This window comes from Anaerococcoides asporogena (assembly GCF_029590275.1).
In the GTDB taxonomy this organism is placed as follows: domain Bacteria; phylum Bacillota; class Clostridia; order Clostridiales; family Clostridiaceae; genus JG1575.
On the sequence record NZ_CP120965.1, the window covers coordinates 809,082 to 832,581 of the forward strand.

Annotated in this window: 14 protein-coding genes, 2 pseudogenes and 1 other annotated feature; all 16 genes and pseudogenes read left to right on the forward strand. The window is 54.2% G+C overall.

Annotation, left to right across the window (positions count from 1 at the left end):
* Positions 1-137 precede the first annotated feature (137 nt).
* Complete coding sequence (locus P6M73_RS03905) at positions 138-1,358, forward strand: SIR2 family protein (RefSeq protein ID WP_277854821.1); 1,221 nt, start codon at positions 138-140, stop codon at positions 1,356-1,358.
* On the forward strand, positions 1,348-2,970 hold the full coding sequence (locus P6M73_RS03910; RefSeq protein WP_277854822.1) for an ATP-binding protein: 1,623 nt from the start codon (positions 1,348-1,350) through the stop codon (positions 2,968-2,970). The genes P6M73_RS03905 and P6M73_RS03910 overlap by 11 nt, the downstream gene beginning before the upstream one ends.
* A 744-nt stretch (positions 2,971-3,714) precedes the next feature.
* Positions 3,715-3,918: a binding site (T-box leader), on the forward strand.
* 37 nt (positions 3,919-3,955) lie between these two features.
* Positions 3,956-5,398, forward strand: a complete 1,443-nt coding sequence (proS, locus tag P6M73_RS03915) for a proline--tRNA ligase (RefSeq protein ID WP_277854823.1) — start codon at positions 3,956-3,958, stop codon at positions 5,396-5,398.
* Positions 5,398-5,742, forward strand: coding sequence for a hypothetical protein (locus P6M73_RS03920; protein ID WP_277854824.1), 345 nt, complete (start codon positions 5,398-5,400; stop codon positions 5,740-5,742). The genes proS and P6M73_RS03920 overlap by 1 nt, the downstream gene beginning before the upstream one ends.
* A gap of 111 nt (positions 5,743-5,853) precedes the next feature.
* On the forward strand, positions 5,854-7,227 hold the full coding sequence (locus P6M73_RS03925; RefSeq protein WP_277854825.1) for a MurT ligase domain-containing protein: 1,374 nt from the start codon (positions 5,854-5,856) through the stop codon (positions 7,225-7,227).
* Entirely contained in the window at positions 7,224-7,934 is a 711-nt protein-coding gene (locus tag P6M73_RS03930) for a hypothetical protein (protein WP_277854826.1), read from the forward strand. The genes P6M73_RS03925 and P6M73_RS03930 overlap by 4 nt, the downstream gene beginning before the upstream one ends.
* Positions 7,935-8,134: 200 nt before the next feature.
* The gene (gene uvrB / locus P6M73_RS03935; RefSeq protein WP_277854827.1) at positions 8,135-10,135 is read left to right on the forward strand and encodes an excinuclease ABC subunit UvrB; all 2,001 of its coding nucleotides are present in this window, start codon (positions 8,135-8,137) and stop codon (positions 10,133-10,135) included.
* A 5-nt stretch (positions 10,136-10,140) separates the two neighbouring features.
* Positions 10,141-12,960, forward strand: a pseudogene (uvrA, locus tag P6M73_RS03940) (excinuclease ABC subunit UvrA); the annotation flags it as partial.
* A 340-nt stretch (positions 12,961-13,300) separates the two neighbouring features.
* A complete protein-coding gene (locus P6M73_RS03945) occupies positions 13,301-14,509 on the forward strand; it encodes an FprA family A-type flavoprotein (protein ID WP_277854828.1) in 1,209 nt (402 codons plus the stop codon).
* A 164-nt stretch (positions 14,510-14,673) separates the two neighbouring features.
* Entirely contained in the window at positions 14,674-15,645 is a 972-nt protein-coding gene (locus P6M73_RS03950; protein WP_277854829.1) for a hypothetical protein, read from the forward strand.
* Between the two features lie 182 nt (positions 15,646-15,827).
* The gene (locus P6M73_RS03955) at positions 15,828-16,091 is read left to right on the forward strand and encodes a hypothetical protein (protein ID WP_277854830.1); all 264 of its coding nucleotides are present in this window, start codon (positions 15,828-15,830) and stop codon (positions 16,089-16,091) included.
* 202 nt (positions 16,092-16,293) lie between these two features.
* A complete protein-coding gene (locus P6M73_RS03960; protein WP_277854831.1) occupies positions 16,294-16,734 on the forward strand; it encodes an FHA domain-containing protein in 441 nt (146 codons plus the stop codon).
* Between the two features lie 12 nt (positions 16,735-16,746).
* The gene (locus tag P6M73_RS03965) at positions 16,747-17,943 is read left to right on the forward strand and encodes an FtsW/RodA/SpoVE family cell cycle protein (RefSeq protein WP_277854832.1); all 1,197 of its coding nucleotides are present in this window, start codon (positions 16,747-16,749) and stop codon (positions 17,941-17,943) included.
* A complete protein-coding gene (locus P6M73_RS03970) occupies positions 17,944-19,689 on the forward strand; it encodes a peptidoglycan D,D-transpeptidase FtsI family protein (protein ID WP_277854833.1) in 1,746 nt (581 codons plus the stop codon).
* A gap of 28 nt (positions 19,690-19,717) precedes the next feature.
* Positions 19,718-21,571: pseudogene (uvrC, locus tag P6M73_RS03975) on the forward strand (excinuclease ABC subunit UvrC); the annotation flags it as partial.
* A gap of 428 nt (positions 21,572-21,999) precedes the next feature.
* Complete coding sequence (gene murB / locus P6M73_RS03980; protein ID WP_277854834.1) at positions 22,000-22,926, forward strand: UDP-N-acetylmuramate dehydrogenase; 927 nt, start codon at positions 22,000-22,002, stop codon at positions 22,924-22,926.
* Positions 22,927-23,500 lie beyond the last annotated feature (574 nt).

The window sequence follows — 23,500 nt, forward strand, 5'->3', positions numbered from 1 at the left end:
ATATTGACTGGGCTGAGAGATTAGTTCAACTGGAATAACATTTATGATAATAGTGAAAGATATATAGAATAATGATATTATTCTATATGAGAAAGAGTATATGAATGATGCAAAAATGAACTTTCGAGGGGGTCTAAATGGATAAAGAGATATACTTCAATTCACGTAACACTATTTTAGATGTGCTACATGATAACGGAAAATCAAATAGGTACTTCAAGAATGATATGGAGCTTGAGAGTGAAGGTGATAAGGTTTTTAATTGGAGTCATTTTAAGGAAGTTATAAAAAATGAAATAACTAAATTCATTTACCCTTTTGAAAGCATTGTTGTTTTAGCTGGGGCTGGAGCATCAATCGTGCCTGGAGAAAATGGGGTTCCGGATACAAAATTTGGATTCACTGTTAGTCTGCTTGCAGAAAACATTAATTCAATATTAAAGGAAGATGATACTATATATCCCGTTGAAGAGCTATGCAGAATATGCAAATACGCCATTCCAATTGAAATTGATGGGAAGTACAATTCAACTTTTAACTTAGAAGATTTTTTATCAAAAGTAATAACTTATGAAGAATATTTAGAGGAAGAAACTAAAAAGAAATATAGCAAAAGCAAAGAGAAAATTCTGTCTATAATAAAAGAAAAGACGTCTTATTCATATGATAGAGATAAGCATAATCATGGGTCACTGATCAAGATATTATCTAGTCTGCACAAGGCGCCTAATCGACTTAGCATTGTCACAACTAACTATGATACTTTGTTTGAAGAAGCTGCAAATCATCTTGGTTTTACAGTTTTTGATGGATTTTCTTTCGATTCAAACTGCATTTTTGATATAGATTTATTTGATTGGTCTCTTGTAAAGCCTATCTACAATGTAAAATCGGAAAAACTTGAGTATAAAAAGTCTTCCGTAAATTTACTGAAAATTCATGGTTCTCTAAGTTGGATTAAACAGGACGATAATATCGCAAGGGTTGGAAAGGCAAGTAGTAGCGATCCTATTATGATTTTTCCTAGCTCAAATAAGTATTCGCACAGCTATGAAAAACCATATTTTGAGCTGTTTTCAAAATTTCAAGAACTTATCAAAAGGCCAAATACTTTATTGATAACAACAGGCTTTAGTTTTTCAGATAACCACATTTCTAAAATGATTACTCAAGCGATAAAATCCTCACCAAGTTTATCTTTGCTTTGCACAAGTCACACATTAGAGCAAAAATGTTCAAATAAAAATTGGGATGAATTATTAGAACTAAAAAATGATGGTTATAGAATATGTTTTTTACGTGCGAGTCTTAGCGGAGACCTTCTGGATTACTTTGGGGGGAATAGTTATGATAATTGATTCGTTCTATTCAGATATAGATAAAAATAATTTTTATCTAGGCGTTGTCTCCCAAGTATATAAGAACAGTTGTGTTACTCAAGTAGAAAACCTAACCTGGCTTAATACCAGACGAATTAATAATGAGATTCTAACTCCGAATACTATTAATTACTTTGTAGTAATTGATTCCATCCAAGGGTTTTTTATTGGTGAGGTGTTTCAATCCAAAATGCCTAATTCAGAAAGTGTGCATAATGCTTTAACCAGTTTTAAGAATGAAAAAATATATCCGGAACTTAGCATCGATATTTTTGGATTGATGAAGAATGGTGACGATACATTTAAACCTATAGGTTTTAACGCTGTTGGGCTAACAGACACGGTATATATTGCTAATAGTGCAATAACTAGTAAGTATTTAAAATCAATAGAAAATCCACGATTGGAAGAAAACTATCTGAAGAAAAAATTAAGTTCATTTGCAAGAGTCGCTAATTTGGGGTTTCTGGATCTAAATCTTTCTCCAGAAACATTATTTGATCGACACCTAATTGCGGTCGGTTCGACAAACAGTGGTAAATCAACTACTAGTCTCTCGATCCTTGATAAATTGATCCTTGATGAAAAGAAGATACTGGTAATCGATCCGAGTGGCGAGTACGCAGAATCGTTTGTTAAAGATAAAGTGAAAACTCTTGTCCTTGGATCAGACACTGTTTTAGATACTGGAGAGGTTTCTTTCTCACAATGGGCGACTTTGTTTGAAACTAATGATGCGACGCAGCCAGCTGTATTATCCGATGCAATCAAAAGTTTGCGATTTCAAAAGAAAAACGGTCATACTTCACCTTATGTAAAAAAGGGAAGAGATATGGATGAAGTCTCAAAAGAGATGACTTCTCTAACTCCAAGTGATACTTCTTTTGATATTTCGTTATTACCTAGTCAAATTAGTGAAGAGGCCGTTGAAGCAGATAAAAACATGAAAAAATATCAAGGTGGTGCTTTTCAGTTCAATAATAAGCAGTGGCTTGTCCAAAAAGTAGAGTATAAATTGAATAATGCTCTTTTGAAAGATTTTTTTGGCGGAAATGACCAAAAATTTGATTTGCTCCAAGAAATTTCAAGCTTTATGAATGGCAAAACTCAAAGTCTATACATTAATGCCTCAGAAATTGGAGTTGGTGAAGGTATTGGTGCGATGTTAATTGACCTTATAAGCAATTATATTATAAACAGAAAAAAGAAAGACAAGATCGCTTTTGTGATGTTTATCGATGAGGTTCATAGGTATTCTAAAGATCCACGATCTGGAGGTTTTCAAACAGGATTAACTGCAATTGCTAGAGAAGGGAGGAAGAAGGGAATATTTCTATTCTTAACAACTCAGAATCCTCAAGATGTGTCAAATGAACTTTTAGGCCAAATTGGTTCGATGTTAGTGCACAGATTAACCCATAAAAATGAATTGGAGGCAGTAAGGAATTTTTTTACTGATAACTCGTTTAAGCAGATACCCAAGTTAAATCAAGGCGAGGCAATATTCACAAGCATTAATCTGTTAACCGATTTACATTTAATTATTGATAAATGCCCAAGAAATCATAACAATAGTACAATTACTCTCTAAACTATTTCGATTAGTGTTTGGGATCATAATAAACAGGTTTAATCATATTGGCAGTTAGAAGATTTTCAACTGATTAAATACCATTATCAAAGTGTATACGCAGATTTGGATGATGGCATTTAGGAATAATACACTAAAACTGATGATTAAGCGCACCGATTAGAATTACTGAAGGCTTCTTGAAGGGGGCCTTCAGTAAAGGCTCACAAACTCGGTTCATACTCTATTTATAGCTATTTGTTGAGCTGCTTCAGTCGTCTACGAGATTCAAAGTAATGCCTGGAAATGGTATAAATACACCTTAAAACTTCAAGCCTATATAAATTAATAGTTTTAGATCTTTCGTAAATATAAACTAACGAATATAAGCTACGATTTACCAACATGCCTATCTTTGTGAGTAATGTAACGGAGTAAACTGGTAGCAGAGATCATATTCCTTCGTTTAGTCAATGCTTGGAACATGGTATATAGGTAGAGATTTTATGCGTCAAACATAACGTGGAGAGCTAAGCCACCGTCTTAAAATAGAAATGTTGGCAATGAACAATATATAATGAAGGTAACATCTGATCGATCTGTTTGACCATTGCACCTGTGCTGATACAAGTAGTAGGGGTCACCCTGAAGGGAAATTCATCTTGGACTTATTCCATTTCCTATACCAATGGTAACTTGGCACTAACATAAGTTATCATTCCATTGACAAAACGGGTGAGATCTGACATATTTAGGAGTGAATCAGGCATTGTGATTGAAGTGGAAAAGTACAGGGCGTGGGAACATCAGAGAGAGTCGGATGGTGAAAAGACTCGTTTGGATCCCCTGGAACCCGCCACGGAGCTTCATCCAGGGAATGGGATGACGTCCGGCCGCGTTAAGGCATTGAGCGGACAGTGGAATACGCTGTCAAACAGGGTGGTACCACCGGAGGATCCGGTCCCTTGATCAGGTGCTTTTTATTATTTTTTGGGAGGAAACGATTATGGCAGACAACAAGAAGAAAAAAGTTGAGCAGATCACCGATATGGAGGTGGATTTCGCTCAGTGGTATACCGATGTGGTGCGCAAAGCTGAACTGGCTGATTATTCCTCGGTCAGAGGCTGCATGATCATTCAGCCGTACGGCTACGCGCTGTGGGAAGGCATTCAGGCTTACCTGGACCGTCGCTTCAAGGAAACCGGACATGTCAATGTATCCATGCCCCTGTTCATTCCGGAGTCGCTGCTGCAGCGCGAAAAGGATCACGTGGAGGGCTTTGCCCCCGAAGTGGCCTGGGTTACCCATGGCGGCAGCGAGGAGCTGGCGGAGCGTCTCTGCGTCCGGCCGACTTCCGAGACGCTGTTCTGTGAGCACTATGCCAAGGTCGTTCAGTCCTACAATGACCTGCCCAAGCTCTACAACCAGTGGTGCAACGTGGTGCGCTGGGAAAAGACCACCCGGCCGTTCCTGAGAACTTCCGAGTTCCTCTGGAATGAAGGTCATACCGTGCATGCCACGCAGGAAGAAGCCGAGGCTGAGACCATCCAGATGCTGGATATCTACGCCGAGGTATATGAAAAAGTCCTGGCAATTCCGGTGATCCGCGGCATCAAGACCGACAAGGAAAAATTCGCCGGCGCCAAGGCCACCTATACCGTCGAATCCATGATGCATGACGGCAAGGCGCTGCAGTCCGGAACCAGCCACTACTTCGGCACCGGCTTTGCCGAAGCCTTCAACATGACCTTCCAGGATAAGGACGGACAGCTCAAGCATGTTCACCAGACCTCCTGGGGGCTGTCCACCCGCAGCATCGGCGCCCTGATCATGGTGCACGGCGACAATTCCGGTCTCGTCCTGTCTCCGAACATCGCTCCTCATCAGGTCATCATCGTCCCCATCGCCATGCATAAGGGCGGAGTCCGTGAAAAGGCCCTGGAACTGCAGAGCGAGCTGAAAGCCGCCGGCATCCGGGTCATCACCGATCTGACGGACAAATCCCCCGGCTGGAAATTTGCCGAGTCAGAAATGAAGGGAATTCCGGTCCGTCTCGAAGTCGGACCCAAGGATATCGAACAGGGTCAGGTTATCCTCGTACGCCGCGACACCGCGGAGAAGGAAATCGTCGCCATGGATCAGCTGTCCGCCCGCCTGCCCCAGCTGCTGCGTGAGATCCACGACAGCCTCTTCGCCAAGGCCAAGGCCCGGATGGAAGAGAAGACCTATGAGGCTCACACTATGGATGAGCTGAAGGAAATCGGTGAAACCAAGCCTGGCTTCATCAAAGCCATGTGGTGCGGCGAACTCGCCTGTGAAGAGAAGATCAAGGAAGACGCCGGACTGACCTCCCGCTGTATTCCCTTTGACGGCGAAAAGACCGGAGATACCTGCGTCTGCTGCGGCAAGCCCGCCGACAAGCTGGTGATCTGGGGCAAGGCCTACTAATGGACATCCGCTTCGGCCCCCTGGAAGTCACCGGCGATTTCACCCTGCGCAACATCAGGGAACTGGGCTTTGACCGGGATTTCATCCTGCTTCTGCCCCGGCCGGTGCTGGAGCTGAAGCTGGGTGAGGGCACCCTGCAGCTGGTTCGGTGCACCCGCCTGCTGCTTCGGGCCTCCCTGAACGTCCCTGAGGTCACCTGCCATTTTCTGGCCGAGGAGGATGTGCAGTCCGCCGTGGCCAACTATACATTCCGCGCCGACCAGATGACCCTGGAACTGGAAGAAGCCGACGGCAAGACCCGGTTGCGGCTGACGCCCCGATCCGGTGACCGGACGGATCAATAATCTATCGCCAGCCGGCCCCGCTGATCTTTTCGTGAACAATCACGGAATGCCTCAGAGGGCCGGTTGGTTGCTGTTATAATAAAGGAAGAAATCATTGGGAGAGGATAAGCTATGTCAACCCTCAGATACCGGCTGGCGCTCTATGGCGGCAAAGCCGCCCGGCTGGGACTCCAGCTCTTGAAGCGGCAGGGCACCTACCTGCCCGGCGTGGTCTCGGCCCGCATTGACCGCGACTACCTGAAGCACCTGCCAAAACCGAAGCGCATCATCGCCGTTACGGGCACCAACGGAAAAACCACCACCTCCAACATGATGCTGGACATACTGTCCATGCGCCATGACCGGATCGTTAACAACAGCATCGGATCCAATACGGACTCCGGCATCATCACGACACTGGCCGACAACCTGGACCTGGCCGGCCGCAAGAAGTCCGACCTGGCCGTCCTGGAAGTGGATGAGCGCTGGACGCCCCGGATCTTCCGCCATGTGACCCCGGATCTTTTAATCATTACCAACCTGTATCAGGATTCCTATAAACGGAACGCCCACACGGACTTTATCAAGGCGACCATTGAAGAGGGCATTCCGGCTTCAACCAGACTGGTCCTCAACGCCGACGACCTGATCAGTTCTCAGATCGGCGCCGGCAACGAACGGGTGTTTTTCTCCATCGCCCCCCTGGAAGGGGAAGAAGAGCGGCGGGATTCCCGCCTGAAGGACATCCGGTACTGCCCCCGCTGCGGCGCTCCGCTGCATTGGGATTTTGTGAGGTATCACCACATCGGCCGGGCCCACTGCCCGGACTGCGGCTTTACCAATCCGACTCCGAAGTACGTTGTCACCGCCGTTGACTACACCGAGCGCAAGCTGTTCGTGGAGGAGGCGGGGGAAGCCGTGGAGCTCCCCCTGATCCTGGGCACGACGGAAGCGATCTACAACCAGCTGGCCGCCTACAGCGCACTGCGCGAATTCGGCCTGAGCCGGCAGGAGCTGGCCGAAGCCATGGGCCGGCTGCGCGTGGTCAGCTCCCGCTACAACGCCACCCGCGTCGGGGACCGCACGATCTATCTGTTCTGCGCCAAGCGCATGAACCCAATTGCCAACTCCCGCGTGTTCGATGCCATCAAAAAGCATCCCGGACCCAAGACCGTCATCATCGCCAACGATGATCATCAGGCCACCCGCTATGACGAGAACCTGGCCTGGTTCTATGATACCGACTTTGAATACCTGGCCGGCGAAGACCTCAACCGCCTCATCATCAACAGCTGGCGGTCCAACGACCTGGTGGTGCGTGCCCTCATGGCCGGCATCCCGGAGGCGAACATTCGTGCCCTGGATGACTACCAGCGGGTGCCCGAACTGGTCAGCCTGAATCAGCCGGGGGACATCTTTATCCTGCACGGCATCCATGTGCCCAGTCGGAAGGAAGCGGAATTCATCCGCGATGAGTTAGTCCGGCGACTGGAGGGACAGCAATGATCATCGAAATTCTATATCCCGGATTCATCCTGTATGGCGACCGGGGCAATGTCGAATACCTGGAAAAAACTTTTCCCGACGCGGAGTTTGCGTATACCGAGATCACCGAGGTTCCCCGCCTTGCCCGGGAGAAAGTAGACCTGGTCTACATGGGACCCATGACGGAGGCCAACCTGGCGGCGGTGACCCGCCATCTGACCCCGTACCGGGACCGCCTGCAGGAGTTGATCGAGGGGGGAACCTTCTTCCTCATTGTCAACAGCGCCCTGGAGATCTTCGGCAAGTCCATCGAACTGCCCGATGGCAGCAAGCTGCCCACCCTGGAGCTGCTGCCCTTTACCACCCGGCGCAATATGAAGGACCGCCACGACAGCACCGTTCTGGGCCGGTTCCTGGGTCAGCCCATCATGGGCTACGATGCCCGCTTTACCGAACAGTACGGCAATGACCGCATGCCCTTCCTGGTGGTTGAGCGCGGCCACGGGTTCAACCGCAAGAGCAAGCTGGAAGGCATCCACTACAAGAACTTCATCGGCACCAACCTGATGGGACCGATCCTGGTCATGAATCCGCCCCTGATCAAGTACATCAAGCGCGAGCTCACTGGCACCGAGGACATCCCCTACGAGGTCTACATGAAGGCCGGCTATGAAACCCGGCTGGAAAAATTTCTCCAGTCCCGCGAGATTCTCAACCAGCATAAATAGCTTTTTTCCGCTCAAATACCCAGACCGCGCCCTGCCGGCGCATCTGAGCCAGGCCTGTGTCAAACAGGCCTTTTTACGCCGGATGGAACGGGAAAAAGTCATACAAAGTTCATGGGACGTTAAACCAGACTGACTTTACTAGGCAGATGTCAGGTGGTATATTTAGAACGTATGTTTATATTATGCAAAGGAGAAGCGCGATGGAAGGGACCTTCAAGATCAATTCAAAGTTTCAGCCGACGGGGGATCAGCCCCAGGCCATCGATACCCTGGTGGATTCCATCAATGCCGGCAACCGGTTCCAGACCCTGATGGGCGTCACCGGCTCCGGCAAGACCTTCACCATGGCGAACATCATCGAACGGACCCAGCGGCCCACCCTGGTGCTTGCCCATAACAAAACCCTGGCGGCGCAGCTTTGCTCCGAGTTCCGGGATTTTTTCCCGGATTCCGCCGTGGAATACTTCGTTTCCTATTATGACTACTACCAGCCGGAAGCCTATGTGGCCTCCTCCGATACCTTCATCGAGAAGGATTCCTCCATCAACGATGAGATCGAAAAGCTCCGCCACTCCGCCACCAACTCCCTGTTCGAGCGCCGTGACGTCATCATCGTCGCTTCCGTTTCCTGCATCTACGGTCTGGGTAATCCCGACGAGTACCGCAACCTGTCCCTGTCTTTGCGGCCGGGCATGATGAAGGATCGGGACGACATCATCCGCAAGCTCATCGAGATGCAGTTCGAGCGCAACGATGTGGATTTTACCACTTCCACCTTCCGGGTCCGGGGCGATGTCCTGGACATCGTTCCGCCCTTTACCAGCGAGCGGGCCATCCGGGTGGAGTTCTTCGGCGATGAGGTCGAGCGGATCCGTGAATTTGACATCCTGACTGGTGAGATCCTCACGGATCTCAATCACGTCTTCATCCGTCCGGCGTCCCACTTTGCCACGTCGGAGCAAAAGCTTAAGCCCGCGCTGGATCAGATCGCGCTGGAGCTGGAAGTGCGGCTCAAGGAGCTGACTTCCCAGGACAAGCTGCTGGAAGCCCAGCGCCTCAAGCAGCGTACCCAGTTCGACATGGAGATGATCCAGGAAATGGGGTACTGCTCGGGCATCGAGAACTACTCCCGGATTCTGGACGGTCGGGCACCGGGCACGCCGCCTCACACCCTCATCGACTACTTCCCCGATGACTTCCTGCTCTTCATCGATGAGAGCCACGTCACGCTGCCTCAGGTACGGGCCATGCAGTCGGGGGACCGCTCGCGCAAGCAGTCCCTGGTGGATTACGGCTTCCGCATCCCGGCCGCCTATGACAACCGGCCGCTGACCTTTGCCGAGTTTGAGGGCAAGATCGGGCAGTGCCTGTTCGTTTCGGCCACGCCGGGTCCCTACGAAAAGGAGCATTCTGCCGTCGTCGCCGAACAGGTCATCCGACCCACCGGCCTGCTGGATCCCGAGGTCATCGTGCGTCCCATCAAGGGCCAGATGGACGATCTCTACAACGAAATCAACCGGACCATCGAGAAGGGCTTCCGGGTTCTGGTCACCACCCTGACCAAGCGCATGGCCGAAGATCTGACCAAGTACTTCCAGGATCTGGGCCTTAAGGTCACCTACATGCATTCGGAAATTGACACCATCGAGCGGATGCGCATCATCCGCGATCTGCGGCTGGGCGAGGCCGATGTCCTCATCGGCATCAACCTTCTGCGTGAGGGTCTGGATATTCCGGAGGTGGCGCTGGTGGCGATTCTCGATGCCGACAAGGAAGGCTTCCTGCGTTCGGAAACCTCACTGATTCAGACCATCGGCCGGGCAGCCCGAAACTCCGCAAGCAAAGTAATCATGTACGCCGACAACATGACCAACTCCATGACCCGGGCCATCGGAGAAACCAACCGGCGCCGGGCGATTCAGGAAGCGCATAACCAGGCGCACGGGATTGTGCCCCAGACCATCCTCAAGGGGATCCGGGATGTCATCGAGATCTCGAAGCTGGCGGAGGAGACCGTGGAATACAAGTCGCTGGAGGATGCCATGACCTATGACGTCAAACAGCTGGAACAGACGGTGAAAAAACTGGAAGCCGACATGAAGAGAGCTTCCAAGGATCTGCAGTTTGAGCAGGCAGCCTACCTTCGGGACGAGCTGTTCAAGCTGCGCAAGGAACTGACGAAAGTAAGGAGCGGTAAGTAGCAGCCATGAGAGATAAAATATCCATCCGGGGAGCCAAGGTCAACAATCTGAAGAACGTGAGCCTGGACATCCCCCGCGACCAGCTGGTGGTGTTCACCGGCCTGTCCGGTTCGGGCAAGACGTCCCTGGCCTTCGATACGCTGTATGCCGAAGGCCAGCGCCGCTACGTCGAATCGCTGTCGGCCTATGCCCGGCAGTTCCTGGGCAACATGGACAAGCCCGATGTGGAATCCATCGAGGGCCTGTCGCCGGCCATCTCCATCGACCAGAAGACCACCTCCCGCAACCCACGCTCCACGGTGGGAACGGTGACGGAGGTCTATGATTACCTGCGCCTGCTGTTTGCCCGCATCGGCATTCCGCACTGTCCGGTCTGCCACCGGGAAATCTCCCGCCAGACCGTCGATCAGATGGTGGATAAGATTCTGGAGCTGCCGGAGCGGTCCAAGATCCAGATCCTGGCACCCATGGTCCGCGGCCGCAAGGGCGAACACGAGAAGGTTATTGAATCCATCCGGCGCAACGGCTTCGTCCGGGCCCGGGTGGACGGCAGCCTGTATGACATCACCGAAGAGGAAATTGTCCTGGAGAAGAACCTGCGGCACAACATCGAGGCCGTCATCGACCGCCTCATCGTAAAGGAAGACATCCGCACCCGCCTGACCGGTTCCCTGGAACAGGCGCTGAAGCTGGGGGAGGGGACGGTTATCATCACCGTTGACGGCCAGGAGGATCTGCTCTTCTCCGAGCATTTCGCCTGCCCCGATCACCAGGTCGGCATTGCCGAGCTGGAGCCCCGCACCTTTTCCTTCAACTCCCCCTGGGGAAAATGCGATGTCTGCGACGGCATCGGCACCCTGATGGAGATCGACGAGGACCTGGTGGTGCCTGACCGTTCCAAGTCCCTTATGGAAGGGGCCTTCGCCTCCTGGGGCGATGGCCGGCTCAAGGAAAATTCCTGGACCATGGGCATCCTCAATGCTCTGGCCAAGCGCTACAAATTTGACCTGAGCACACCCTTCCAGGACCTGCCCCCGGAGATTCAGCAGATCCTGCTGTACGGCACGAACGGGGAAAAGCTCAAGGTCCACTACACCAAGAATTACACTCAGGGCGTCTACAGCCATGCCTATGAGGGGGAGATCAACAACCTGAAGCGCCGCTACATGGAGACGGGATCCGACTGGATGAAGCAGGAAGTCGAGCAGTTCATGAGCGACAATCCCTGCCCCAAGTGCCACGGTCAGCGGCTGAGCCAGGAAGCTCTGGCCGTGACCGTGGGCGGTAAGAACATCTCGGAATTCACCGCGCTGTCGGTGGGCGATGAACTGGCCTTCATCAAGGAACTGGTGCTGTCGGAAAAGGAAGCGGCCATTGCCGAGCAGATCCTGACGGAGATCAAAGCCAGGCTGTCCTTCCTGACCAATGTCGGGCTGGATTATCTGGACCTGGCCCGCCGGGCCGGCACCCTCTCAGGCGGAGAAGCCCAGCGCATCCGTCTGGCGACACAGATTGGCTCGTCCCTGATGGGCGTGCTGTATATTCTGGATGAGCCCAGCATCGGGCTGCACCAGCGCGACAATGACAAGCTCATCGCGACCTTGAAGGCTCTGCGCGATGCCGGCAATACGCTGGTGGTGGTGGAGCATGATGAGGACACGATCCGCAACGCGGACTACATTGTGGACATCGGTCCCGGCGCCGGCGAGCACGGCGGCGAGGTCGTGGCGGCCGGCACCCTGGAAGAAGTCAAGCAGTCCCCCCGTTCCATTACGGCGGACTACCTGACGGGCCGCCGGCGCATCGAGGTGCCCGCGGTCCGCCGGCCGGGGTCCGGCGATCGTATCCGGGTGCTGGGCGCCAAAGAGAACAATCTCAAGGAGATCGACGTGGACTTCCCGCTGGGCGCTCTGGTGGCCGTCACCGGCGTATCCGGCTCGGGCAAGAGCACCCTGGTGAACGAAGTGCTCTACAAGGGCCTAAACCGCAAGATCAACAAGACCCGCACCATCCCCGGCAAGCACCGGGATATCCTGGGCGCGGAATTCATCGATAAGATCATTGACATAGATCAGAGCCCCATTGGCCGGACCCCCCGGTCCAATCCCGCCACCTACACCGGTGCCTTCGACCTGATCCGGGAACTCTACGCTTCCACGCCGGAAGCCAAGGCCCGGGGCTATAAGCTGGGCCGCTTCTCCTTCAATGTCAAGGGCGGGCGCTGCGAAGCCTGCAGCGGTGACGGCATCATCCGGATCGAAATGCAGTTCCTGTCCGATGTCTACGTGCCCTGCGAGGTCTGCGGCGGCAAGCGCTACAACCGCGAAACCCTGGAAGTCAAATACAAGGGCAAGAGCATCTGGCAGGTTCTGGACATGACGGTGGAGGAAGCCTATGAGTTCTTCGAGAACCAGTCCCGGATCCGCAACAAAATTCAGACCCTGATGGATGTCGGACTGGGCTATATCCGGCTGGGCCAGCCCTCCACGCTTCTTTCGGGCGGCGAGGCGCAGCGGGTCAAGCTGGCCTACGAGCTGTCCAAGCGCTCCACCGGCAAGACACTCTATATTCTGGATGAGCCGACCACCGGGCTCCACATTCACGATGTGGGCAAGCTCATCGACATCCTCCAGCGCCTGGTCGATGCCGGCAATACCGTCATCGTCATCGAACACAACCTGGATGTGATCAAATCCTGCGACCACATCATCGACCTCGGACCCGAAGGCGGTGACCGCGGCGGCACCATTCTGGCCACCGGCACCCCGGAGGAGATTGCGGCGCTGCCCATCTCCTATACCGGACAGTATCTCAAGCCCCAGCTGGAAGCAGCCCGGCAGATCCCGGTCAAAACCAAACCGGCCCGCCAGACCGCCGGCAAGGCAAAAAAAGCCGACGCGGAGCCGACGGACAAAACCGCGGATGCTCCAGCGGCGAAAAAACCAGGCCGTCCCCGCAAGAAAAAAGAATAGCCGAAGCATGTCCGGCCCGGCCTGCCCCACACCCGGGGTGAGGTCGGGCCGGTTCGACCGGAGGATCGGTCCGGTTCGAATTTGAGCCATGGATCGGCTCGAACCGGTTTTTCCGGCAAACTATGAAAAAAAACTGTCAGGATCGACAGTTCGTGATAACATGAATATATATCGCATTAAATCGGAGGATACTATGACCAGAGAAATTGCCAAAAATATTACACTGCTCTCCATGAATGTGGAAGGGCTGCTTTTTGAGGGCATGTGGCATATGCCCCATGGTGTTACTCTCAACTCCTATATCGTCAAGGGCGAACGGACGGCCATCATCGATGGCTTCTGCGGCTGGGATGGAGTTCCGGAGACGCTCTACAAGCTGCTGGATGAAGCCAATGTGACGCTGGATTCCATCCGCTACCTCATCATCAACCATATGGAACCGGACCACTCCGGCTGGATTGAGGATTTTAAGAAACTGCATTCCAACTTTGAAATTTACTGCACCAAGGAATCCGCGGCGCTGCTGCGCGCTTTCTACGGCTTCGAAGGCGTGATCCATGAGATCATGGATGATGAAACCCTGGATCTGGGCAACGAGGTCCGTCTGCGCTTTAAGAAAACGCCGAACATCCACTGGCCCGATACGATGATGACCTTCGAGGAGCAGTCCGGCTGCCTGTTCAGCTGCGACGCCTTCGGATCCTTCGGCAAGCTGGAGCAGAATCTGGCCTCCGAGACCGACGAAGCCACGCTGGTTCACCTGGAGCAGGAGCAGCTGCGCTATTTCGGCGCTATCCTCAATACCTTCTCGCCCTTTGTCCTGCGGGGCATTACCAAGATTGAGAATCTGCCCATCCAGATGATCTGCCCGGGCCACGGACTGGTCTGGGATTCGCCGGAGCTGGCATCTCATGTCATTGCGGATTATCGGCGCTATGTCGAGTATGCCAAGGGCAATGCGGAACCGCAGGTTACGATTCTCTACGGCAGCATGTACGGCAATACCGAAAAGATGGCTCACATCGCCAAGGCTTACCTGGAAGAGAAGGAAGTGCCCGTGGTCATGCTGAAGGTTCCCGAAACGGATCTTGGCACCGTCCTGATGCATACCCTGGAATCCAAGGGCCTGGTGGTAGCAGCGCCCACCTATGAATACAAGATGTTCCCCCCCATGGCATCCACGCTGGATGAAATGGGCCGCAAGATGATCACCCACCGCAAGGCGGTCTACTTCGGCAGCTACGGCTGGAGCGGCGGCTGCCTCAAGGAGTACAACGAACTTCTGGAGGACCGGCGCATGAAGTACGAATCCTACGGCGAGACCGAATTCAACGGGGCTCCCACAGAGGAGACCATTGCCAAGGTCAAGTCCGACCTGGACAAGCTCATCGCCGCTCTCTAATTCGACGACTCGAGCAACGGCCGGTCCGATTTTGTATCGGGCCGGCCGTTCCTGATCCTTCCGGTGATTCACCGTCAACTTTTCTTCTATCAATACAGAAAGCCGGATTACTTCCCCTGATCTTTGAGCAAACACCAGAGACCGCTGCCTGCGAAAGGAGAACCGTGGATTCATCACATTCCATCCGACAACTGCTTCATCGCCGACTGGTCCTGCTGACCAGCGCGTTATTAGGTGCCTTGACCGCGCTGGCCGCCTTTCTGGCAGCCACGCCCTGGCTGAATCAGGTCGGTTCCGACCGGCTCCTGCCGGGACTGTTCCGGGTGTTGCTGCTGTGGGGGCTGATTGCTTTCATGCTGGCAACCGGAGCCGCACTTCTGGATCGCCTGCGCCAGCATCGGAATCTGCGCGGGCTTGACCTGAGCCAGACCAAAGCGGATCTTCTGGCTCAGGCCGAATCCGTCGGACTGAACGGAACCCTGGTTTTGAGCGGGCATCATCTGCTGAATCTGACCGATCTTTCCGGCATGGATCTCAGGCAGGCGACCGCTCTGACTCTGTGGTTTCTTCCCGGAGACCGCGATGCCTGGCTATTCGCCCGCAAAGATCGAGCCCCCCTGGTTCCATTGCCATTCACCGGAGCATCACTCCGGGAAGACGGTTCGCGGGGGTCACTGGAACAGTTCATGGAGACCGTCAGGCGGCGCTATCCGCAGCTTCAATCGGAATCAGACCGGGCGGCACTTGGTCCGGATTCAGTCAGGGCGTTGAAATTCCTGAGCGGAAAGGGCAGTCTGTTTGCCCTGTATCTCAGCTCCTCGCTGCTGATGAAAAGTGGAATCGCCGCTCCCTGGCTGTTCGGAGTTCTGGCGGCCTTTCCGGTGTATTACTGGGTCCGCCGCATCCGGCTGTATGACCAGCTCTCCCGCCGAACCGCCGGACTGGCGGAACTGATCCTGTATCTGGCCCTGCTTGGGCTGCTGGCCTGGATCAGACCCTTCCTCGATGACGGCGAATTGAGCCTCATGATGCTTCCATACCTGGTATTTCTGATCGTTCGTAACCTGTGGCTGTATAATCAGAGACCTCGTCCTGTGGTCATCGTGCCCGACATCGCCACCCGCCAGGATCGCTGATCCATTGACCGCTGCGCTCCTGATCCCAAAGCAGCCCAAGCTGTCCCGGATGTTCAATGCCTGTCCTCAAACAGCTCCTGGTACGACTGAACGGAAACTACGTTTTCTGCTCCGAAACAGATCTGTCTGCATGGAAGCAGATCTGTCCGCTCGCAGGATTCACTGCCTGCTCGGAGGATTCATTGCCTGGTCGGAAGCTTCACGATGTCCTCGGAAGCTTCACTGCCTGCTCGGAAAGACATATTCTTTCATTCTTCAACAGCTTTCTTATCATGCCCAAAGCCGGCATGTTAGGAAAGCTGTTTGTTATCCGGCGGGCTGCCCGGATCGGCCGGGTCGTCTGGATGGCGGGAGGGTTTGGTGGCGGAAGGACTCGCTTCAAGCTTTGGGGAGTTATAAAGGGCACGATGAATGGGACGGTGAATGGCGCTCTGATTACGCGATGAATGGGACGGTGATTGAGACAGTGAAGGGGACGATGAATGGCGTTTCGAATGGGCTTTTGCTCTTTACCGGATTTTAACTTCTTATCCGGGGATTTTTGCTAGACTGAGGGTTAGGCATTGAAGCTTTGGAAAGATTAATTTTCTTTTCATGTCAATGCGATATCGTGTTATCAACCATTGAGTGAGAAAGGGGGGATTGGACATGGATCTGACGGGTATTATCGCCACGGGTTTTTCTGTGATCTTTATCCTGACATTATACTTTTTTATTTTTCGGGCCCTGCGTCTTATGAAGCGGGACGTGGATGCGGCGGACCGCCAGCCGCTGACGCCAACCCAGGTGCAGTGGGCGCTGGAGGTAGTTGAAAGCGGGGCCGATCCGAAGCTGCGCAAGGGTACGGTGATTCCGCTGCGCAGCGGCATGACACTGGGGCGCAAGGACGACAATTCGGTGGTGCTCCAGGATCCGTACGTTTCGTACCATCATCTGCGTTTTTTTGTGCATGAGGGGCGTTATGTCATTGAGGATCTGGATACCACCAACGGAACGAAACTGAATCAGCACCGGCTGGAACAGAAAACCTACCTGAGGGTCAACGACCTGATCACCCTGGGTTCGACCGTTCTGCGCGTCATCAACTAGGAGGACTTGCATATGAAGCCAAAACGCAACGGCCTGGCCGGGTCGGTTTATTTCCTGACCATGGCTCTGTTCGCCAATATCGCCATCGCGGCGCGTCCCATGGACCCCGGAGCCCTGATCATCGGGCTGGTTCTGTGCGTGCTCATCTGGTACGCCCATCTGATCGTCCAGCGCTTTTTCAGCCAGGGCGACAAATACCTGGTATCCTTTGCCACCATGCTCTCGGTCATCGGCATCGCCATGATCTATCGGGTCAACTCGGCCTTGGCCATCCGTCAGGTGCTCTGGTTCATCCTGGGCGTCGCGCTGTACTGCGGCATTGTGATCGTCCTGCCCGACTTAAAGCGGTTTGCCCGCCTGCGCTACCTCTATCTGATCCTGACGCTGGTGTTTGTGTCCATGGCCATGCTGTTTGGTCGGGAAATCAACGGGGCGAAGAACTGGGTGTTTATCAAAGGCGTTTCCTTTCAGCCCAGTGAATTCGGCAAGATTTTCTTTGTTCTTTACATGGCCAGCGCCTTGCGCAAGTACCGGGATCTGCGCAGTCTGATCGAACCGACGATTGTCGTGGCGGTAACCCTGGGCTTCATGGTGCTGCAGAAGGATCTGGGCTCTGCCCTGATCTTTGCATCCATCGCCCTGACCATGCTTTATGTCGCCACCAATCGCCTGAAGTATGTGGCGGCCGCTTTAGGCATCGGCTCGGTGGGAGCGGTGGCCAGCTTCTATGTGTTTGACCACATCAAAGTCCGGGTGCGCATGTGGCTGGACCCGTTCAGTGACCGCAACGGCTACGGCTATCAGATCGTTCAGGGCCTGTATGCCATCGCTTCCGGCGGTCTGCTGGGCCGGGGGCTCTACCAGGGCAGCCCGTCCCTGATTCCGGTTCGTGAATCCGATTATATTTTCGCCATTCTGGCGGAGGAATTCGGCGTCATCTTCAGCATGGGCATTCTGATTATCTATTTCCTGATGTTTTACCGCAGCATCCGGGTAGCCCTGAATGTGCGCAGCATCTTTTCCTCGCTCCTGACCGTCGGCTTTTCCACCATGATCGCCATGCAGGCCATCGTCATCGTCGGCGGCGTGCTTAACGTCATTCCGCTGACCGGCATCACCATGCCCCTGATCAGCTATGGCGGAACATCAATGCTAACGGTATTTTTCGCCCTGGGCATCATCCAGAAAACATCAGAGGAGGCGGCCTAAATGTCATTATTTCATCGCAATCGAAAATACAGTTCGCCGTCTGTCCCGAACCAGTCGACCGCTCCGCAGGACCTGACCCCGGAGACCTTTGTCTATCCCGGGCAGTCCGCCGGCTCGGCGGATCTCGATTCCTTCGTCTATGTACCGGATCAACCGGCGGCAAAGCAGAAACCGGCTTCCAGGCAGGGAGCGGCCAAAGGCGAATCGACTCCGCCGGCCGACCTGGCCGACCTGGATCTGGAAGGCCGCTATGAGGTCGATTTTGAGGCCCAGCGGCGCCTGCTGCACCGCAACATCAAGCGGGTGGCGGCCGTCATACTGGCCATGTTCATCGGCCTGATGTCCTACCTGGGCTACTTCCAGGTCACCCGGGCCGAGAGCCTGCGCACCGATGCCGGCAACCGGCGCAATGCCGAAGCCCGCAACAAAGTGCTGCGCGGCTCCATCTTCGACCGCAGCGGCAAAGTCCTCTCCCGCAGCGTGCTGCACGAGGATGGTACCCAGACCCGGGAGTACCCGGGCGGCGAGCCCTACGGCAATATCCTGGGCTATGTCTCCGCCAAGTATTCCGTCACGGGCCTGGAATCCACCATGGATCAGATCCTGTCCAAGCAGCCTGGCGTGGATGAACTCCTGACCCTTGATTTTCTCTCGTCCCTGCTGAATCCCGAGGAGGGCGTCACCAAGAAGCAGGTCGGCCAGTCCCTGCACCTGACCCTGGATTCCGGCCTGCAGAAGGCCGCCTACGAAGCCATGGACGGCCGCAAGGGTTCCGTGGTGGCATTGGATCCCAGAACCGGAGAAATTCTGGCCATGGTTTCGAGTCCCGGCTTCTCCGCCGCCCGACTGGACGAAGTCATGAAGAAAGTCAATTCGGACAAGGATTACGCCGCCACAGCGCCGCTGATCAACCGGGCGGTGAACTCGGTGTTCGCCCCGGGTTCCACCATGAAGACCATCACCCTGGCCGCCGGCCTGGAGTATCTGCCCGGACTCCGGGAACGCGTCTTTGAGGACAAAGGCTACATTGAGTTCCCGGATGGATCGCGCCTGAACAACTTCAACAACAACGTCTACGGGGAAATGAACCTGCAGTCCGCCTTCACCAATTCCTCCAACTACATCTTCGGCAGCCTCGGCATCGAGCTGACCAACGAGCAGCTGCGCCGGACGGCGGAAGCCCTGGGCTTCAATCAGCCCATTGAAATGCAGGGGCTGAAGGCCCGCAAGTCGGTGTTTCCGACCCTGGGCGAATACGCCAAGGGGGATAAGGCCCTCACCGCCATCGGTCAGGGAGCGGTTGCGGCAACCCCGCTGCAGATGGCCATGGTGGCCGCGGCAGTAGCCAATGACGGCCAGCTGGCTGCGCCAGCCTTGATTTCACAGATTACCGATAAGGACGGCAAGGTGGTGTCTCAGGCCGGCGAGCCGGTCCTGACGCAGGCCCTGTCCCAGGAAGTCGCCGCCACCGTCAAAGCCATGATGATCCAGAACGTCAAGTCCGGCGGCTCAAGCTACCGCTCCCTGGACCGCAATTCGGGAGCCGGCAAGACCGGCACTGCTCAGTTTGAAGTGTCTGATGGCACCCGGGTTCATGCCTGGTTCATCGGCTTTGCCCCGCAGAAGAATCCCCGCATCGCCTTTGCGGTGGTGATGGAGGATCTGGCGGACGTCAAGGAAAACACCGGTGCCCAGCAGGCCATTCCGGTGGTCAGGGATCTCCTGAACTACTGGAACAGCCGCTGAACGATTATTCTCGCAAGGAGTCCCGTCTATGTTTGATTTTGAACACCAGCTGAAAATCCTGCCCGACTCCCCCGGCGTTTATATTATGAAGGACGCCCGGGGCGAGATCATCTATATCGGCAAGGCCAAGATCCTGAAAAACCGGGTTCGCCAGTACTTCCGAAATTCCCAGCGGCTGGATACCAAAACCCGCCTCATGGTGTCCCATGTGGCGGAATTTGAATACATCGTCACCGACTCGGAAATTGAGTCGCTGATTCTCGAGCAGAACCTGATCAAGGAACATCTGCCCAAATACAACATCAACCTGAAGGACGACAAGCGCTTTCCCTTCATCAAAATCACCCTGAAGGAAGATTTCCCCAGGGTGTTCATGACGCGCCAGACGCCCAAGGACGGATCGCGCTACTTCGGTCCTTTCACCGACGTCAACTCCGTGTATGAGACGCTGGAGTCCATCAAGGCCATTTATCCCATCCGGACCTGCAGCCGGACCATCCTGGAGGGGGGACCCTATACCAGGCCCTGCCTCAACTACCACATGGGCCTGTGCAAGGCGCCCTGTGCCGGCTATATTTCCAAGGCGGAATACGGCGCCATGATCGAGGAAATCATGGAGCTGCTCAACGGCGGCGATCCCGGCATGAAAAAGCAGCTCAAGCGCGACATGGAGGCAGCTGCGGAAGCGTTGGACTTTGAGCGGGCCGCCCGGCTGCGCGACCAGTACCTGGCCATTGACAAGGTGCAGAAAAAGCAGAAAATCTACTTTGCCCAGAAGGAATCTGACGAGGACTATGTGGCGCTTTTCCAGGACGAGACCGATACCTGCATTCAGGTCTTCTTCCAGCGCGACGGCAAGATTCAGGGGCGGGAGCACTTCATTGTGACCGATACCCTGGATCAGTCCCCCGAGTCTCTGATGGGCGAGTTCCTGGAATCCTTCTACGGCAAGACTGCCTATATCCCCCGGATCATCTATTCCCAGGAAGTGGAGGAGCCGGAGCTGATCGAGCAGTTCCTGACCCTGAAAAAGGGCACTCAGGTCCGGCTGGAAGTTCCCCGCCGGGGCGACAAGAAGCGCCTGGTGGAGCTGGTGCGGCGCAACGCCGAAGTCACGCTGTCCGCGTTCAAGGGCAAGATTCTCAAGGAAACCGCCCTGGGCGAGGAAGCCCTGGAATCCCTGGCCGCTTTGCTGGAACTCGAGGAATTCCCGCACCGCATTGAGTCCTTCGACATCTCCAACATCGCCGGTGTGGACAGCGTCGGCTCCATGGTGGTGTTTGAGGAGGGCAAGCCCAAGTCGTCCGACTACCGCCGCTTTAAGATCAAAACCGTTCAGGGACCCAATGACTACGACTCCCTGCGTGAAATCATGGTTCGGCGCTTCCAGCGCGGCCTGGAGGAAATTCAGCGAATGAAGGATTCCGAACTGGAAATCCGGCAGGGCAAGTTCTCCTTCTTCCCGGACCTGATCCTGATGGATGGGGGCAAGGGCCAGGTGTCCCTGGCGGAGGACGTGCTGCGCGGCCTGAACCTGGAAATCCCGGTGGCCGGACTGGTCAAGGATGACCGCCACCGTACCCGGGGGCTGATCTACCGCAATCAGGAAATAAATCTGAGCGGCTACAGCAATGTGCTGCATTTCATCACCCGGATTCAGGACGAGGTCCACCGCTTTGCCATTACCTACCACCGCTCCTTGCGCAAGCGGACTCAGATCCGGTCCGTGCTGGACGACATTCCGGGCATCGGCGAGCGCCGGCGCAAGAATCTGCTGCTGAAGTTTGGCAGCATTGAGGCCATCCGGGCCGCTTCCCTGGAGGAGCTGCAGTCCGTTCCGGCCATGGACAAACGCGCGGCTCTGGCGGTTCGGTCATTTTTCGATCCGCCGATACCAGAAGGCGACAGCAGTCAACGACTAACTGATCCGGCAGAGTCTCCGGAGAATCCGGCCGGGCCGGACCGGGATCTTCCGAAAAATGAAACGGACCGGATAGTGCCGGAGGCCGAACCGGAAGCAATAAACTGGGAGCAGTCGGAGTCCGGGGCTCAGCGGCCGGATCCGGAAACCTAGACCTCATCAGGCTTTCGAGCCTTCTTCAGGCAATTTGGACAAGACAGATCCGCCGGACTATTTCCGAAGCAGGTCACTCTGGTATATAATAGATTGAAGTGTTATGGCAGATTGCCGTAAGATATAACAGGATGCAGGGAACCCCTGATCCAAAGAAAACCCTGCACAGGGTGAGCGGACGGCCGGTCCCTTTGGGGCTGCCGCCTCCCCGGCTAGTATGAAAAGTTGGAGTTAACATGAATCAATATTTAGAATTTGCCAAACGGCTGGAGGCTTGCCTTCCCCAGGAGAAAATCCTGATTGACGAGCCGATGAAAAACCACACGAATTTCAAGTTGGGCGGACCGGCCGATATTATGGTCCTGCCCTCTTCCCAGTCGGAACTGGAATGCATCCTGAGCCAGGCGCGTCAGGAGGACATTCCCTGTTTCATTATCGGCAACGGCTCCAACCTGGTGGTCCGCGACGGCGGAATCCGAGGACTGGTGATCAAGCTGGAACAGCTCAATCAGATCCGGGTAGAAGGGGACTGCATCATTGCCGATTCCGGCGCGGAGCTCAAAAAATTATCCGATCTGGCCCTGACTCATCACCTGTCCGGACTGGAGTTTGCCTGCGGCATCCCGGGAACTCTGGGCGGCGCCGTCTTTATGAACGCCGGTGCCTATGATGGAGAGATGAGCCATGTTCTGGAATCCGTCACCATCGTCACCCCGCAGGGGGAGAAGCAAGTGCTGACCCGGGATGAGCTGGAACTGGGCTACCGGACCTCCCGGGTGAAGACCCGCGGGGATATCGTCATTCAGGCCCGCATGAAGCTGACCCCGGGATCCTATGACTCGATCCAGGCCCGGATCGCCGACCTGACCAAAAAACGCGAGGACAAGCAGCCACTGGAATATCCATCCGCCGGGTCCACCTTTAAGCGGCCCGTTGGCCACTATGCCGGAAAACTGATTCAGGACGCCGGACTCAAAGGCTATGAACATAACGGCGCGGCAGTGTCCGACAAGCACTCCGGCTTCATCATCAACAAGAACAACGCCACCGCTCAGGATGTGCTGGAGCTTATCGCCTTCGTCCAGAAGACGGTACGGGACCTCTACGAGATCCAGCTGGATCCGGAAGTTCTGATCGTTGGCGAAGATCTCAAGCAGAACTGATCCGCTATCTTCTATGCCAGTCATCCAGCCCCCGGACTATCCACGATCTGGCGGATCATCAGGGTCTTTACGGATTATCATGGTTTTACGGACCATCCCGAGTCTTTGCGGACCAAATAGAGCCACTTAGCATTGCCCGCCGTTGAGCGGGCAATGCTGCGTTGGAATAAAAAATACAACCGGAAACCAGACCATCGGCACCAGCTCGGGCAATAGCCCTTGCGGGTGTCTTTTTTTAACAGTTCATGCCCCCGGAGATATCGATGGAACCGATCCAGCCTCTGACGGGATGGGTGAACAGCAGCCGGATGGAATCAGTCGGGGGCAGTGGAATCCGGACGGGACAGAGAGAAGTAAATGGGGACAGACGGGTACAGTCGGGTACAGTCTGGCACAGAGAGAAACAGGCGGAGACAGACAGGTTCAGACGAGACCAGACGGAAGCAGCGGCAGCGGAACCGTTCAGAAAGAAATGGAAATATCACTTGGAATGATTCAAAAAAACTTTGGCTGTTACCGAAAAGGTGATGAATTTACAAATAAAAAATGGTATAATGCTTATGCGAATAAACAA

What these genes read in the sequence shown, in the direction of transcription:
- P6M73_RS03905 (WP_277854821.1), top strand. Translation starts at nt 138, where the DNA reads ATGGATAAAGAGATATACTTCAATTCACGTAACACTATTTTAGATGTG.
- P6M73_RS03910 (WP_277854822.1), top strand. Translation starts at nt 1,348, where the DNA reads ATGATAATTGATTCGTTCTATTCAGATATAGATAAAAATAATTTTTAT.
- proS (WP_277854823.1), top strand. Translation starts at nt 3,956, where the DNA reads ATGGCAGACAACAAGAAGAAAAAAGTTGAGCAGATCACCGATATGGAG.
- P6M73_RS03920 (WP_277854824.1), top strand. Translation starts at nt 5,398, where the DNA reads ATGGACATCCGCTTCGGCCCCCTGGAAGTCACCGGCGATTTCACCCTG.
- P6M73_RS03925 (WP_277854825.1), top strand. Translation starts at nt 5,854, where the DNA reads ATGTCAACCCTCAGATACCGGCTGGCGCTCTATGGCGGCAAAGCCGCC.
- P6M73_RS03930 (WP_277854826.1), top strand. Translation starts at nt 7,224, where the DNA reads ATGATCATCGAAATTCTATATCCCGGATTCATCCTGTATGGCGACCGG.
- uvrB (WP_277854827.1), top strand. Translation starts at nt 8,135, where the DNA reads ATGGAAGGGACCTTCAAGATCAATTCAAAGTTTCAGCCGACGGGGGAT.
- P6M73_RS03945 (WP_277854828.1), top strand. Translation starts at nt 13,301, where the DNA reads ATGACCAGAGAAATTGCCAAAAATATTACACTGCTCTCCATGAATGTG.
- P6M73_RS03960 (WP_277854831.1), top strand. Translation starts at nt 16,294, where the DNA reads ATGGATCTGACGGGTATTATCGCCACGGGTTTTTCTGTGATCTTTATC.
- P6M73_RS03965 (WP_277854832.1), top strand. Translation starts at nt 16,747, where the DNA reads ATGAAGCCAAAACGCAACGGCCTGGCCGGGTCGGTTTATTTCCTGACC.
- P6M73_RS03970 (WP_277854833.1), top strand. Translation starts at nt 17,944, where the DNA reads ATGTCATTATTTCATCGCAATCGAAAATACAGTTCGCCGTCTGTCCCG.
- murB (WP_277854834.1), top strand. Translation starts at nt 22,000, where the DNA reads ATGAATCAATATTTAGAATTTGCCAAACGGCTGGAGGCTTGCCTTCCC.